This window comes from Kineococcus sp. NBC_00420, assembly GCF_036021035.1.
GTDB lineage: Bacteria > Actinomycetota > Actinomycetes > Actinomycetales > Kineococcaceae > Kineococcus.
The window spans coordinates 4,222,455-4,236,038 of the sequence record NZ_CP107930.1 but is presented as its reverse complement, the minus strand read 5'-3'; the positions used below and the strand labels follow the sequence as shown (position 1 = coordinate 4,236,038).

Below are 13,584 nucleotides of genomic sequence, written 5' to 3'. Positions count from 1 at the left end.
TCAGTACGCCCCGCGCCCGCCGAACACGGCCTTCGCCGTCTTGGCGAGGATCATCAGGTCGAAGGCCGGCGACCAGTTCTCGACGTACTGCAGGTCGAGGCGGGTCGATTCGTCGAGGTCGAGGTCGGAACGCCCCGAGACCTGCCACAAGCCGGTCAGTCCGGGTTTCACCAGCAGCCGACGCCGCAGGTCGTGGCCGTACTCGGCGACCTCGGCGGGCAGGGGCGGCCGCGGCCCGACCAACGACATGCTCCCGCCGAGGACGTTGAACAGCTGGGGCAGCTCGTCGACGGAGTACCGCCGCAGGAACGCCCCGACGCGGGTGACGCGCGGGTCGCGGCGCATCTTGAAGAGCAGCCCGTTGCCCTCGGACTCGGTGCGCAGGTCGATGAGGAGCTTCTCCGCGTCGGTGACCATCGAGCGGAACTTGACCATGGAGAACTCGCGGCCGTCGCGGCCGACGCGGGTCTGGCGGAAGAACACCGGTCCGGGCGAGTCGAGCTTGATCAGCGCAGCCAGCACGAGGAACAGCGGCGTCAGGACGAACAGCCCGGCCGCGGCGCTGCCGCGGTCCAGGACGGTCTTGCCGAGGTGACGGATCCCCCGCAGCTCCGGGCGGTCGACGTGCAGCAGCGGGAGCCCGGAGACGGGGCGGATGACGACCCGGGGCCCCACGACGTCGGTCAGCGCCGGCGCGACGACGAGGTCGGCCCGGGTGTCCTCGAGCTCCCACCCGAGGCGGCGCAACACCGGGCCGTCGAGCTCGGGACAGGTGAGGGTGGCGACGACGTCGGCGTCCATGGCCCGGGTCACAGGGGCGATGTCGTCGAGCGAGCCGAGAACGGGGACGCCGAGGTCCTGCAGCTCCGGTGACGTCACCCCGCCCGGGGTGCACGCGGCGTCGACGCGCAGGCCGTGGTCGGTCTGGCGACGGACCTGGCGGACGAGGGCGGCGACGGCGGCCGGGTGGCCGGCGACGAGCGTCGACTGCATGCACTCCCCCGCCGCGCGCCGCACGTGCAGGAAGTGGCGGACGCCGAGGCGGGCGAGGACGGTGAGGAGGCCGGCGCTGGGCAGGGCCACGACGACGAACCCGCGGGCGACATCGAGGTCGAAGGCCCAGGACGCCGTCCCGACGAGGGCGACGACGGTCGTCCCCGCCAGCAGGACCCGCTGGAACTCCTCCGACCCGACCGCGAGGAAGCGCGGCTCGTAGGCGCGGAAGAAGAGCATGGCCAGCACCCAGACGGGCGGGAGCAGCGCCATGGTCCAGGCGACGGACATCCCGCTGGCGGTCCCGACGTGCAGGTCGACGTCACCGAAGCGGACGGCCCAGCCGAGCAGGGCACCGAGGGCGGCCGCGAGGAGGTCGGCGACGACGATCGTGCGGACGTACTCGCGCTGCCAGACGGGACGACGTCCGTCCCGGGGGCGTGAGGGAACCGGTCGACGCCGGGAGCGCGGCAGGAACGGTTGGCTGACGTCGCCGGACCTGCTCTTCGCGTCAGCTTCGATGAGCCGACGCTGTTGCGTCGGCAGGAGCCGCACTTCCTCAGTCGCCATGACCTCCCCCGTCGTGAGTCCTCTCAGGAACCCCACGACGGTGTGGGACGCCAGTCACCCGAACGGACGCTCCGAACGGCGGAACACCACTACGGACGGATGAGCTGACACCACCCATGGTAGCCGGGGGTCACCCGTTCGCCGCAAGCCCCTCACAGCGGGTGCACGTCTGGGCCGCACGCGCCGCGACCACCCTGGAACGACGAAGGCCCCCACCGGAACCCGGTGGGGGCCTTCGTGGCGAAGGGTGGAGCTGAGGGGATTCGAACCCCTGACCCCCTCGTTGCGAACGAGGTGCGCTACCAGCTGCGCCACAGCCCCTTGTCGTTCCCTCGTCGCACCCGGAGTTGCGGGCGACGCGGCAACGGAGAAGAGGTTACCAGTCCCGCACCCCGCCTCGGACCACGGGGAGCTACTGGTTGACGACCCTCGCGTGGTCGCGGAGGTCGATGACGCGGGTGGCCAGCTCGTCCTCCCACTCCTCCGTCGCGACGGCGACCGCGGGCAGCGGCGGTGCGACGAAGGGGGCCTTGTCCTTGAGCAGGTACGTCGGCAGCGGCACGGGCACGGGCTGCCAGCTGCGGTCGCCGGCGAGGGGAGACGGCTTCTGCTCCCGCTGCACGGGGACGGTCGGTGCGCTCGGACGCAGGACGGGCAGCACCTGCGTGACCTCGCTGACGCGCGAGGGCGCGACCACGGGGCGGGCCGACCTCGCCGCACCGTGGCGGGACAACGCAGCGACGACCAGCAGCAGCCCGAGCGTCGGGAGGGCACCGGAGTACCAGGGCGCCAGGCCGACGAGCACGGTCAGCCAGCCGAGGACGGTGAGACCGACGACGGTGCCGAGCAGCCGACGACGCCGGGTGACCACGGCGGAGACCGTGCGCGACGACGGGGCCGACGGAGCCGCACGGACGAGCGAGGGAGCGGGGCTCGACACCGACGGCGCCGCGGGGAGGGCCGGGCTCCCGGCCCCCCCGAGGACGGGGCGGCTGGAGGCGCCGAGGACGGCGGCGTTCACCGCGGCGGCCGCGAGGGCCTGGCCCACCGGGGCGGAGTTCCTGCGCACGACGACCCGCATCGCCTGCGAGTCGCGGTCGGCCTGTCTCGCCGACGCGACCCGTCGGTGCTTCCTGATCGCACCGGGGACGAGGTAGGCAGCCCACAGGACGATGATGACGAGGAAGATGAGACTGCTGGCGGGCACGAAACGCAACGCTAGGGCTCACGACCGGGAAGATCGTGCACGTCCGGGCGTGTCGCGCGGTGGAGTTGCGGCGGGCCGTCGCACAGCCCCACGCACGGCCCTGCGCACGGCTCAGTGGCGGGCCCCGCGCGAGGACCGGTAGCGGTTCAGCAGACCCTCCGGCACCTCCTCCGCGGTCATCGCGAACGTCCGGTGGTCGCGCCAGGAACCGTCGATGTGCAGGAACGCCTTGCGTAGTCCCTCGTCGCGCATCCCGAGCTTCTCCGCTACCCGCAGCGACGCCGCGTTCTCGGGCCGGATGTTCACCTCGATCCGGTGCAGCCGAAGGGCTCTGAAGCAGTGGTCCCCGACCAGGGCGAGGGCGATCGGGATGGTTCCGCGCCCCGCGACGCGCTGGTCGATCCAGTACCCGACGTGGGCGGAACGCAGCGACCCCCAGGTGATCCCGGAGACGGTGATCTGACCGACGAGGTTCCCGTCGAGTTCCACGACGAAGGGCAGCATCCGTCCGGCGCGGGCCTCGCGGGAGAAACCCCGGACCATCTGCGGGAACGTCGGCGCCGGTCCGCTGCCCTCAGGGCTCGTGGCCTCCCAGGGCCGCAACCAGGAGGCGTTCGCGGCGCGGACCCGGCGCCACGTCGAGGCGTCACCGCGGCGCAGCGGCCGCAGGCGGACGGACCCCTCGCGCAGTTCGACGGGCCAGGTCGGGGTCACCGGGTCCCGCCGGGAGGGGTGTGGTCCCCACCGTGCAACTGGTCGACGGCGTGGACGAGGAAACCCTGCAGCACCGCGACACCGTCCTTGCAGCCGCCGGGCGAACCGGGCAGGTTCACCACGAACGTCCGGCCGGCGACGCCCGCGATCCCCCGCGACAGCACCGAGGTCGCGATCCCGTGGGCCACCCCGTAAGCCCGGATCGCTTCCGGCACACCGGGAACCTCGTAGTCCAGGACACGTCGCGTCCGTTCGGGCGTGAGGTCGAGCGGGCTCAGCCCCGTCCCGCCGTTGGTGACGACGACGTCGTACCCGGCGGCCACCGCGTCCCGCAGCGCCTCCTCGACGGGGTCGCCGTCGGGGACGACGAGCGGCCCGTCGACGAGGAACCCGCTCTCCCGCAACCCCTCGACGACGATCGGGCCGGACCGGTCGGAGTAGACCCCGGCCGAGGCGCGGTTGGAGACGGTGACGACGAGTGCCCTGGCCTCAGTCATCGACGCTCCAGTCCCCCGACCGTCCACCGCTCTTGGCGGTGACCCGGACGCCGTCGAGGACGGTCCGCCGGTCGACGGCCTTGACCATGTCCACGAACGTCAGCCCCGCGACGACCACGCAGGTCAGCGCTTCCATCTCGATCCCCGTCCGGTCCGCGGTCCGCACGGCGGCGGTGATCCGCACCCCGTCCGACCGAGGGGTGATGTCGACCTCGACCGCGTGCACGGCAACAGGATGCGCCAACGGGATGAGTTCGGGGGTGCGTTTGGCCGCTTGGAGTCCCGCGATCCGGGCGACGGCCAGGGCGTCGCCCTTGGGCAGACCGCCCTCGGCGATGAGGTCGAGCACGGCCTGCGAGCAGCGGACGAACCCTTCGGCGCGGGCCTCGCGGGCCGTGACGGGTTTGGCGGAGACGTCGACCATGCGCGCGTGCCCCGCGTCGTCGAGGTGGGTGAGACGGTCCATCAGGACATCCTTCCCGGCGCCTCGGGCGCTCCGGGCAACGGGCCGAGGAGGACGCACTCGACCTCGTCACCGACCTCGACGACGGAGGTGCCGACCGGGACGACGACGAGGCACGTCGCCCGGGCCAGCCCGGTCACCAGGTGCGAGCCGTGGCCGGAGACGGGCTCGACCACGAAGCGCCCCTCGGCGTCGCGGGTCCAGGCCGCGCGCACGTACTGCTCCTTGCCCGGGGGCGAGGTCCAGCGCGCCCCGGCCACGGCCCGCACGTGGGGCCGCTCGTGGTCGGGCCCCTCGGCTCCCAGCATGCGCCGCAACGCAGGACGGACGAACACCTCGAAGGAGACGAAGGAGCTGACCGGGTTGCCGGGCAGGGTGAAGACGGGGACGGCGTTCTCGCCGAGCGTCCCGCAGCCCTGCGGCATCCCGGGCTGCATGCCGACCCGGTCGAAGCGGACGGAGTGCTCCCCCGGACCGGAGAGCACCTCCTTGACCGTGTCGTAGGCGCCTTCGCTGACCCCGCCGGAGGTGACGATCACGTCGGCGCGCACGAGCTGGTCGTCGAGGACGGAGGCCAGTTCGCGGGCGTCGTCGGAGACGACCCCGACCCGGAAGGCCAGCGCGCCCACCTCCTCGGCCGCCGCGGTCAGCAGGTAGCCGTTGGCGTCGTGCAACTGCCCGCGGGCCAGCGCCGTACCGGGTTCCACGACCTCGGTCCCGGTCGAGACGACCACCACCCGCGGCCGCGGGCGCACGCGCACCCGGGCCCGCCCGAGCGCGGCGAGGACGCCGATGTGGCGGGGTTCCAGTCGCGTCCCGGCCTCCAGGACGAGCGTCCCGGCGACGACGTCCTCGCCGGCGCGACGGATGTGCTGGCCCATCACGGGCACCTGGCGGATCAGCACCTGGCTGACGCCGCGGTCGGTCCACTCCACCGGCACGATCGCCTCGGTGCCCGCGGGGACGGGTGCCCCGGTCATGATCCGGGCGGTCGTCCCGCTCGTCAGGCGCACGGCGTCGGCCCGGCCGGCCGCGATGTCGGAGACCACTGGAAGACCCACCGGGGTCTCCTCGGTCGCGCCCGCGACGTCGCGCAGGCGCACGGCGTAGCCGTCCATGCCGGAGTTGTCGAAGGCGGGCAGCGGCCGCGGGCTGACGACGTCCTCGGCCAGCACGCAGCCGAGGGCGTCGCGCAGCGCCAGGTCCAGCGGCGGCAACGGCCGCACCAGGTCCAGGCACGCCGCCCGGTGCGCCGCGACGGTGGTCAGGGTCTCGACACTCACCTGCGACAGGTTGTCACGCTGAGGTGCTGGCCCCCGCACCCGACGCGACGTACTCGCCGAGCCACTCACGCAGGTCCGCCCCGATGTCCTTGCGCTCGCTCGCCAGCCGGACGACGGCCTTGATGTAGTCGAGCTTGTCGCCGGTGTCGTAGCGACGGCCGCGGAAGACGACCCCGTGCACGCCGTAACCGGGCCCCTCGCCCTGGGCCAGGACCTGCAGGGCGTCGGTCAGCTGGATCTCGCCGCCCTTGCCGGGCGCGGTCTCGCGCAGGACCGCGAAGACGGCCGGGTCCAGCAGGTAGCGGCCGATGATGGCGAGGTCGCTGGGGGCCTCCTCCGTCTTCGGCTTCTCGACGAGCCCGGACACCTTCACGACGTCCTCGGTGTCGGTCGGTTCGGCGACCGCGCAGCCGTAGAGGTGGATCTGGTCGTGGGGCACCTCCATGAAGGCGACGACGCTGCCGCCACGCTCCTCGCGGACCTTGATCATGATGTCCAGCAACGGGTCCCGGGCGTCGACGATGTCGTCGCCGAGCAGGACCACGAACGGTTCGTCACCCACGTGCTGCTCGGCGACGAGCACGGCGTGCCCCAGGCCCTTCGGGTCGCCCTGGCGCACGTAGTGCACCTGGGCGAGGTCGGTGGACTCCTGCACCCGGGCCAGCTTGGCCTGGTCGCCCTTGGCCTGGAGGCCGACCTCGAGCTCGACGTTGCGGTCGAAGTGGTCCTCCAGGGACCGCTTGTTGCGGCCCGTGATCATCAGCACGTCCGTGAGGCCCGCGCGCACGGCCTCCTCGACGATGTACTGGATGGCCGGGGTGTCGACCACCGGCAGCATCTCCTTGGGCATCGCCTTGGTGGCCGGCAGGAAGCGCGTTCCCTGCCCGGCGGCGGGGATCACGGCCTTGCGTACCGTGCGGCCGGGACGCTCGTCGCGTTCAGTCATGGCCCGGAGGCTACCGCCCGTCCCGGGTCGTGCACTGCGTGCTGTGGTGATGGGCCGTCGGGGGACGACGCGCGCCGCATTCCCTTCTGGCCCGCGGCGGGGCAAACTCGGGGGGAGGACGACCCGACGAAACAATCGTCGTGCCGTCCGTGCGAACCAGGAGCCGCCGTGCCCACCACACCCGACACCAGCGACGAGGTGACCGTCGACTCGTTGTCCGTCACCGTGGACGTCCTCGAGGTCGAGGCCCGCAAACGCCGACTGCGCCACGGGATCCGGTCCCGCCGTCGCGAACGGGACGCCGACACCACCCGCAGCCTCGACACGGCGGTCGCCCGCGTCCTCGCCGGCTGCCCGCTGCTGGCCGGCGCCCGCCGCATCGCCTGCTACTCCTCGACGACCGGTGAACCCGGAACGAGGACCCTGCTCGCCGAACTGCGGCGCCACGACGTCGAGGTCCTGCTGCCCGTCCTGCTCGAGGACGGCGACCTCGACTGGGAACTGCGCGCGCCGCGTCGCGGAGCCCCCGCTCCGCTGGGTCCTCTCGGCCCGCACGCCGTCGCCTCCGTGGACCTCGTCGTCGTCCCGGCGCTCGCCGTCGACACCGCCGGCCGCCGGCTCGGGCAGGGCGGGGGCAGCTACGACCGGGCGCTGGCGCGGGTGCCGGCGCGAGTGCCGGTGCTGGCCGTCGTGCACGACGACGAACTGCTCGACGCCGCGGTCAGCCCGCTGCCCGTGCTCCCCCACGACCGGCTCGTCCAGGCCGTCGTCACCCCGTCCCGCTGGTTGTGGTTGGCGGCCTGAGACTCCCGACCCCGGAGCGGTTCGTGGTTCACTGTGCGCGCGTCGACGGTGACCAGACCGATACGGAACGTCAAGAGGAGCGCCTGGCCATGAGTGTGGACGTGTCGATCCTGGTGATCACCTACAACGCCCCCGAGTGGATCGCCCAGTGCCTGGACTCCCTCACGGGCGAGTCCAGGCCGCGGGCCTCCTTCGAGGTCATCGCCTTCGACAACGCCTCGGGCGAGGAGACGAAGCAGCTGCTGCGCGAGCGCGCGGAGACCACCCCCGAGCTGCGCACGCACTTCTCCCCCGACAACCTCGGCTTCGCCGTGGGGGTGAACCGCGCCGCCGAGATGGCCACCGGCCGGACGGTGCTGCTGATGAACCCGGACGCGATGATCAAGCCGGGGGCCGTGGACGCCCTGCTCGCGTTCCTCGACGAGGACCCCACCCGCGGGATCGTCGGCGGCCGCGTCCTCTACCCCGACGGTTCCGTCTCGCTCACGAGCTGCTTCGCGCAACCCTCGCTCTGGAGCTGGTTCTGCTACGCCACCGGGCTCTCGACGGCGTTCAAGCGCAGCTCGCTCTTCGACCCCGAGTCGATGGGCCACTGGGACCGCGACAGCGTCCGCGACGTCGACATCATCAGCGGCGCCTTCCTCATGGCGACGACGGAGACCTGGCGCGCCCTGGGCGGTTTCGACGAGAAGTTCTTCATGTACGGCGAGGACGCCGACCTCAACCGGCGCGCGGCCGACGCCGGTTTCCACCCGGCCATCACCCCCGCGGCCGTCGTCGTCCACGCCGGCGGGAAGTCGTCCTCGACCAAGACCGCCAAGCAGCGACTCCTGCTGCGCGGCAAGGCCGAGTACGCGATCAAGCACTGGACGCCGGGGCGCGCCAGGGCCGGCGTCGGACTGCTGACCGCGGGGGTCGCGCTGCGCTCCGTCGGCGAGGTCGTCCTGCGCCGTGGCGAGACCTGGCGGCCGCTGTGGAACGAACGTGGCGACTGGGGCAAGGGCTGGCCGACCTGGGTCGACCTGACCGGCGACCGGGAACCGAGCACCACCAGCTGATCACCACCCGCCGACACCGCCCCGTGCCGCGACCGACGCGCTACGGTGCCGCATGACCCTGGATGAGTTCAGTCGCATCCTGCTGCTGTCCTCCGGGGTCCTCCTCCTCGCCGTCCTCGCCGTCCGGCTCGCCGCCCGGACCGGGCTCCCCTCCCTCCTCCTCTACCTCGCCCTCGGGCTGGTGCTCGGCGAGGACGGGTTGGGGATCCCCTTCGCGGACGCGAAGATCGCCCAGGTCCTCGGCTACGGGGCCCTCGTCCTGATCCTGGCCGAAGGCGGGCTGACGACGCGGTGGTCGACGATCCGCGGCGTCATCGCCCCCGCCGGGGTGCTGGCGACGGGAGGGACGCTCGTCTCGATCGGGGTCGTCGGCTGCGGGGCGCACCTGCTGCTGCACACGACCTGGCCGGTGTCGTTCCTCATCGGCGCCGTCGTGTCCTCCACCGACGCGGCCGCCGTGTTCTCGGTGCTGCGATCGGTGCCGTTGCCGCGCAGGCTGTCCGGGCTGCTCGAGGCCGAGTCGGGACTCAACGACGCCCCCGTCGTCATCGCCGTGCTGGCCCTCACCGAGGTCGCGGGCGGACACAACGAGCACGCCTGGTGGTTCTTCGCCGGCGAGGCGGTCCTCGAACTCGCCCTCGGCACCCTGCTCGGGGTCGGCATCGGGGCCGCGGGGGCGCTGTTGCTGCGGCGCACCGCGTTGCCGAGTTCCGGGTTGTACCCCGTCGCGGTCCTGGCCCTCACCGTCCTGGCCTTCGCGGTGGCCGACGTGCTGCACGCCTCGGGGTTCCTCGCCACCTACCTGTGCGGTCTGGTGCTGGGCAACGCGCGCCTGCCGCACCGGCACGCGACCCGGGGTTTCGCCGAGGCCTTCGGGTGGCTGGCCCAGATCGGGTTGTTCGTCATGCTCGGCCTGCTGGCCAGCCCCTCCCGGCTCCCCGGAGCCCTCGTCGACGCCCTGCTCGTCGGGCTCGTCCTGACGTTGTTCGCGCGCCCGCTGTCGGTCCTGGTCAGCCTCGTCGGGTTCCGGATGCCCCGGCCGGACCTGGTGTTCCTGTCCTGGGCGGGTCTGCGCGGGGCCGTCCCGGTCGTGCTGGCGACGGTGCCCGTGGTCGCCGGCATCCCCGGCTCCGAGCGGCTGTTCGACCTCGTGCTCGTCCTGGTGGTCGTCTTCACCCTGGTCCAGGCCCCGACGCTGGCTCCCCTGGCCCGGCGGCTCGGGCTGATCTCCGCCACCCCCACGCAGGACCTCGACGTCGAGGTGTCGCCGCTGGGCACCCTGTCCGCGGACGTGGTGCAGGTCCGGGTCGGGCCGGCGTCGCGGCTGCACGGCGTGGAGGTGTTCGAGCTGCGGCTGCCGCGCGGGGCCAACGTCAGCCTGGTCGCGCGGGACGGCGCGACCTTCGTGCCCCAGCCGCGCACCGTCCTGCGTCACGGTGACGACCTGCTGGTGGTCACCGCGACCGCCGAACGCTCCGCGGTGGAGGAACGGCTGCAGGCGATCAGCCGGCACGGGAAGCTCGCCGACTGGCACCACAGAGAGTGACCTCCCAACTACGGTGAGGCGATGCGCGCCCTCCGCACCGTCGCCCTCGGGATGTGCACCACCCTCCTCGGCGCTCTGCTCACCACCGCGGCCGCCGCACCGGCGCTCGCCGACCCCCTCGACCCCGTCGACTCCGTCGAGGTCTCGGCGGAGCAGCAGAGCATCGCCCCCGGGGTGAGCCTCGAACGCCGCACGACCCTCGACGCCACCGGCCCCGTCCGCAGCTCCCTGCTGCGCCTGAGCACGGGCTCCACCACCACGCCGCGGTTGCTCCAGCAGGACCTCTCCTCCCCCCGGACCCCCGGCGACCTCGCCACCGCCGCCGGCGCGGTCGCCGCCGTCAACGGCGACTTCTTCGACATCGACCGCACCGGCACGCCGGACGGACCCGTGGTCCTCGACGGCACCCCGCTCAAGGCCGACGCCCAGCCGCAGACCGCGGTCGGCGTCGACGCCGGCGCGAGCGGCTGGGTCGGCCGCCTCGGACAGGTCCTGCTGCAGGGCAGCGCATCGCTCGGCGGCCGGAGCCTCCCGCTGGCCGCGCTCGGGACCCGGACCGTCCCGGCCGACTCCCTCGCCCTCTTCACCCCGGCCTGGGGCAGCGGCGACCGCGCCCTCACCGCGCCCACCGGGATCGAGCTGGAGGTCCGCTCGGGTCGGATCAGCGCGGTCCGTTCCCCCGGCCCGACGCCCGTCCCGGGGGACGGGTTCGTCCTCGTCGCCACCGGCACGGTCGCCACCGCCCTGGCCGCGACCACGCTCGGCACCCCCGCCACGACCGACCTGCAGGTCCGCGACGACGCGCTCACCCCCGGCTCCCGCGGGTTCGCCCTCGGCGCCCGCCTCGAACTCGTGCGCGACGGGGCGGTCGCGGCGATCGACACGACGGACCCGACCTGGGCGGCCCTGCGCGCCCGGACCGCGATCGGGTGGAGCGCGGGCGGGGACCTGCTGCTCCTGACCATCGACGGCGGCACCTCCCGCTCGCGCGGGGTGACCGCCGTCGAGACCGCGCAGCGGATGGTCCAGGCCGGCGCCCGCGGTGCCGTCATGCTCGACGGCGGCGGTTCCGCCCAGCTCGTCGCCCGCCGACCGGGCGAGGCGGGAGTCAGCGAGGTGGCCGTCCCCTCCGACGGCGCCGCACGTCCCGTCGCGAACGCCATCGGCCTGGTCCCGGCCGCGGCGTCCTCCGTCGCCGCCTCGGTCGTGCTGCGCGGCAACGGGTCCCCGACCCGCCTGTTCCCCGGTCTGACCGGTCTCGTGGCGGCGGTCCCGGTGAACTCCACGGGCGCCCCCGTGCCCGGGACCCCGGTGCTGACCAGCACGGACGGCGCGGTCGCCACGGTCGAGGGGGCCCGGGTCCGCGGCACCGCACCGGGCCTGTCCTCCCTGCACGCCTCCCTCGGCGGCGCGATCGGGTCCCTCGACGTCGAGGTCCTGAACCCCCTGCGCCGGGTGGACCTCGAGACGCCGACGGTCCTCGACGGCCCCGGGGTCGTCGCCGACGTGACCCTCGTGGGCCGCGACGCGGAAGGTCGCTCGGCGCCGCTCAGCGCCGCCGACGTCACCGTCGCCACCGACCCCGCCGCGCTGCGGGCCGAGCCCCTCCCCGACGGGCGGCTGCGGCTGACGGCCCTGGCCGCCGGCCCCGCGAGCGTCGACCTGCGGCTGAGCGCCGCGGGGCTCACCTCGACCGCGACGGTCGCGGTCGGCACCCGTCCCGTCCTGCTGGACGCGCTCGACGACCCCGCGGGCTGGACGCCGAGCGCGACCCGGGCGACCGCCTCGCTGCGCCGGGTCGACGTCCCCGACCTCCCGGGCGTCGCGGCGGCGCTGCGCCTGGACTACGACTTCACCGGACAGCCGGCGGGCACGAGCACGGCGGCCCTGGTGGGGCGGGCCCCGCTGCCGCTGCCGAGCGGCGGTCGCGAGGTCGTCCTGCAGGTCAGGGGGGACGGGCAGGGCGGCTGGCTGCGCGGGCAGCTCGTCGTCGACGGTGCCCTCCGCCCGGTCACCTTCGCCTCCCGCGTGGACTTCACCGGCTGGCGGACCGTGCGCGTCGCGGTCCCGGCAGGAGCCCGCTCGGTCGCCCTGGAACGGATCTACCTCGCCCAGACCTCGGTGGCCGCGCGCCGGGCGGGATCGCTCGACGTCGCGGCCCTGCAGGCCACGGTGCCGCCGGTCGCCACCACCGGATCGGGTGCACCGGACCCGTCGCTCGGACCGCCGGCGGCCACGGGCCCCCGGACCACTCGCGTCGCGGTGGTCTCGGGCACGTCGGTGAGCGCGGCCCGCCCCTCCTCCGCGGAGCACCTCGCGGGCGAACTCCGCCGCGTGGTCGCCGCCGGCGCGCAACGGGTCCTGCTCGCCGGTGACGTCGTCGGCTCGGTGGCCGCCCCCGGGACGGCCCAGGACGTCGACCTCGTGCGGGCGGTGCTGGCCCGGAGCCTGCCGCCGACGGTGTCCTGGACCTGGATCGCCGGCGACGGTGAGGTCGGGACGCCGGCGGCGGGCGGGCTCTCCTCGACGGGACCGCCCGCCACCGCCGTCGACGTGGCGGGGACGCGCTTCGTGAGCGTGGCCACGCGGGCGGGCACGATCCGCGGCGCCGACGCCCACGCCCTGACCCGGGTGCGCGACGACCTCGCCGCTGCGGGCGCGGCCTCGCGCAGCGTCGTGCTCGTGAGCGCCGGTCCCCTCACCGACCCCGACGAGTCGGTGCTGCTGGGGCGGTGGACTGAGGCGTTGCGGGCTCGCGGTGTGCGGGTCGCCGTCGTCGAGGGTGGCGCCCCCGCAGCGGTCCGGCGCGACGAGGAGGTCCTGCGGGTGGGGACGGCGAACGCCGCGGTGCTCTCGGTCGCCGCGGACCGGGCCGGCCTCCCCGCGACGGCGCGGGCGGCGGCTCCGGGCACCGACGACGGCTGGTTGCGGCTCCAGCCGTCGGGTCCGCTGGTCGACCGGTACGAGCGAGACGTGCGCTGAGCTCCACGGGAGCCCCGCGCGCCGAGTACCATTGGCACTCGAACTCCCCGAGTGCCAGCCGGGGTCCAGGAGCTACGGAGACAGCGTGCCCACCTACGCCTACGCCTGCCAGTCGTGCGGACACTCCTTCGAGGTCCGCCAGTCCTTCAGCGACGACACCCTGACGGTCTGCCCCGAGTGCTCCGGTCAACTGCGGAAGCTGTTCAACAACGTCGGGATCGTGTTCAAGGGGTCCGGCTTCTACCGCAACGACTCCCGGAGCTCGTCCACGTCCTCGGAGAGCTCGTCCAGCAGCAGCACGCCCAAGGAGTCGACCGGCTCGAGCACGCCGTCGAGCTCCACCAGCACCGGTACCGGCAGCTCCAGCACCAGCAGCTCGTCGGGCAGCTCCAGCAGCTCCGGCTCCAGCAGCTCGTCGGGCAGCTCGAGCAGCGGGTCGAGCTCCGCCGCCTGAGCCACCGCGGTCTCCACAGGCCCGCCGCAGCGGTCGTCGTCCACAGCCGACCGCCGGCGGGCCCTGT

12 protein-coding genes and 1 tRNA gene are annotated in these 13,584 nt (G+C 74.0%); 5 read left to right on the top strand and 8 right to left on the bottom strand.

What is annotated here, in order from left to right; all coding sequences use genetic code 11:
* From OG218_RS20900 to galU, 8 genes are all read right to left on the bottom strand, one after another.
* The gene (locus OG218_RS20900; protein WP_328295144.1) at positions 1-1,563 is read right to left on the bottom strand and encodes a sugar transferase; all 1,563 of its coding nucleotides are present in this window, start codon (positions 1,561-1,563) and stop codon (positions 1-3) included.
* A 248-nt stretch (positions 1,564-1,811) separates the two neighbouring features.
* Positions 1,812-1,884: transfer RNA gene (locus tag OG218_RS20895), tRNA-Ala, on the bottom strand.
* 91 nt (positions 1,885-1,975) lie between these two features.
* On the bottom strand, positions 1,976-2,770 hold the full coding sequence (locus OG218_RS20890) for a hypothetical protein (RefSeq protein ID WP_328295143.1): 795 nt from the start codon (positions 2,768-2,770) through the stop codon (positions 1,976-1,978).
* Between the two features lie 111 nt (positions 2,771-2,881).
* A complete protein-coding gene (locus OG218_RS20885) occupies positions 2,882-3,484 on the bottom strand; it encodes a GNAT family N-acetyltransferase (RefSeq protein ID WP_328295142.1) in 603 nt (200 codons plus the stop codon).
* Positions 3,481-3,981, bottom strand: a complete 501-nt coding sequence (locus OG218_RS20880; protein WP_328295141.1) for a MogA/MoaB family molybdenum cofactor biosynthesis protein — start codon at positions 3,979-3,981, stop codon at positions 3,481-3,483. The genes OG218_RS20885 and OG218_RS20880 overlap by 4 nt, the downstream gene beginning before the upstream one ends.
* Entirely contained in the window at positions 3,974-4,447 is a 474-nt protein-coding gene (gene moaC / locus OG218_RS20875) for a cyclic pyranopterin monophosphate synthase MoaC (protein WP_328295140.1), read from the bottom strand. Before moaC ends, OG218_RS20880 begins: the two co-directional genes overlap by 8 nt.
* Complete coding sequence (glp, locus tag OG218_RS20870; RefSeq protein WP_328295139.1) at positions 4,447-5,727, bottom strand: molybdotransferase-like divisome protein Glp; 1,281 nt, start codon at positions 5,725-5,727, stop codon at positions 4,447-4,449. The genes moaC and glp overlap by 1 nt, the downstream gene beginning before the upstream one ends.
* Positions 5,728-5,740: 13 nt before the next feature.
* On the bottom strand, positions 5,741-6,673 hold the full coding sequence (gene galU / locus OG218_RS20865) for a UTP--glucose-1-phosphate uridylyltransferase GalU (protein ID WP_328295138.1): 933 nt from the start codon (positions 6,671-6,673) through the stop codon (positions 5,741-5,743).
* A gap of 168 nt (positions 6,674-6,841) precedes the next feature.
* Between galU and OG218_RS20860 the strand changes: the two genes are divergently transcribed.
* From OG218_RS20860 to OG218_RS26705, 5 genes are all read left to right on the top strand, one after another.
* The gene (locus OG218_RS20860; protein WP_328295137.1) at positions 6,842-7,477 is read left to right on the top strand and encodes a 5-formyltetrahydrofolate cyclo-ligase; all 636 of its coding nucleotides are present in this window, start codon (positions 6,842-6,844) and stop codon (positions 7,475-7,477) included.
* Positions 7,478-7,566: 89 nt separating this feature from the next.
* Positions 7,567-8,535, top strand: a complete 969-nt coding sequence (locus tag OG218_RS20855; protein WP_328295136.1) for a glycosyltransferase family 2 protein — start codon at positions 7,567-7,569, stop codon at positions 8,533-8,535.
* A gap of 52 nt (positions 8,536-8,587) precedes the next feature.
* Positions 8,588-10,081 carry a potassium/proton antiporter gene (locus OG218_RS20850; protein ID WP_328295135.1) on the top strand — a complete coding sequence of 498 codons (1,494 nt, stop codon included), beginning with the start codon at positions 8,588-8,590 and terminating at the stop codon, positions 10,079-10,081.
* 21 nt (positions 10,082-10,102) lie between these two features.
* Complete coding sequence (locus OG218_RS20845) at positions 10,103-13,063, top strand: phosphodiester glycosidase family protein (protein ID WP_328295134.1); 2,961 nt, start codon at positions 10,103-10,105, stop codon at positions 13,061-13,063.
* 85 nt (positions 13,064-13,148) lie between these two features.
* Positions 13,149-13,517 (top strand): FmdB family zinc ribbon protein, encoded by a 369-nt coding sequence (locus tag OG218_RS26705; protein WP_442906411.1) that lies wholly within the window; start codon positions 13,149-13,151, stop codon positions 13,515-13,517.
* Positions 13,518-13,584: the final 67 nt, after the last annotated feature.

Bases quoted from the DNA above. Each gene is read 5' to 3' on its own strand.
- OG218_RS20900 (WP_328295144.1), bottom strand. From the start codon at position 1,563: ATGGCGACTGAGGAAGTGCGGCTCCTGCCGACGCAACAGCGTCGGCTC.
- OG218_RS20880 (WP_328295141.1), bottom strand. From the start codon at position 3,981: ATGACTGAGGCCAGGGCACTCGTCGTCACCGTCTCCAACCGCGCCTCG.
- moaC (WP_328295140.1), bottom strand. From the start codon at position 4,447: ATGGACCGTCTCACCCACCTCGACGACGCGGGGCACGCGCGCATGGTC.
- galU (WP_328295138.1), bottom strand. From the start codon at position 6,673: ATGACTGAACGCGACGAGCGTCCCGGCCGCACGGTACGCAAGGCCGTG.
- OG218_RS20855 (WP_328295136.1), top strand. From the start codon at position 7,567: ATGAGTGTGGACGTGTCGATCCTGGTGATCACCTACAACGCCCCCGAG.
- OG218_RS20850 (WP_328295135.1), top strand. From the start codon at position 8,588: ATGACCCTGGATGAGTTCAGTCGCATCCTGCTGCTGTCCTCCGGGGTC.
- OG218_RS20845 (WP_328295134.1), top strand. From the start codon at position 10,103: ATGCGCGCCCTCCGCACCGTCGCCCTCGGGATGTGCACCACCCTCCTC.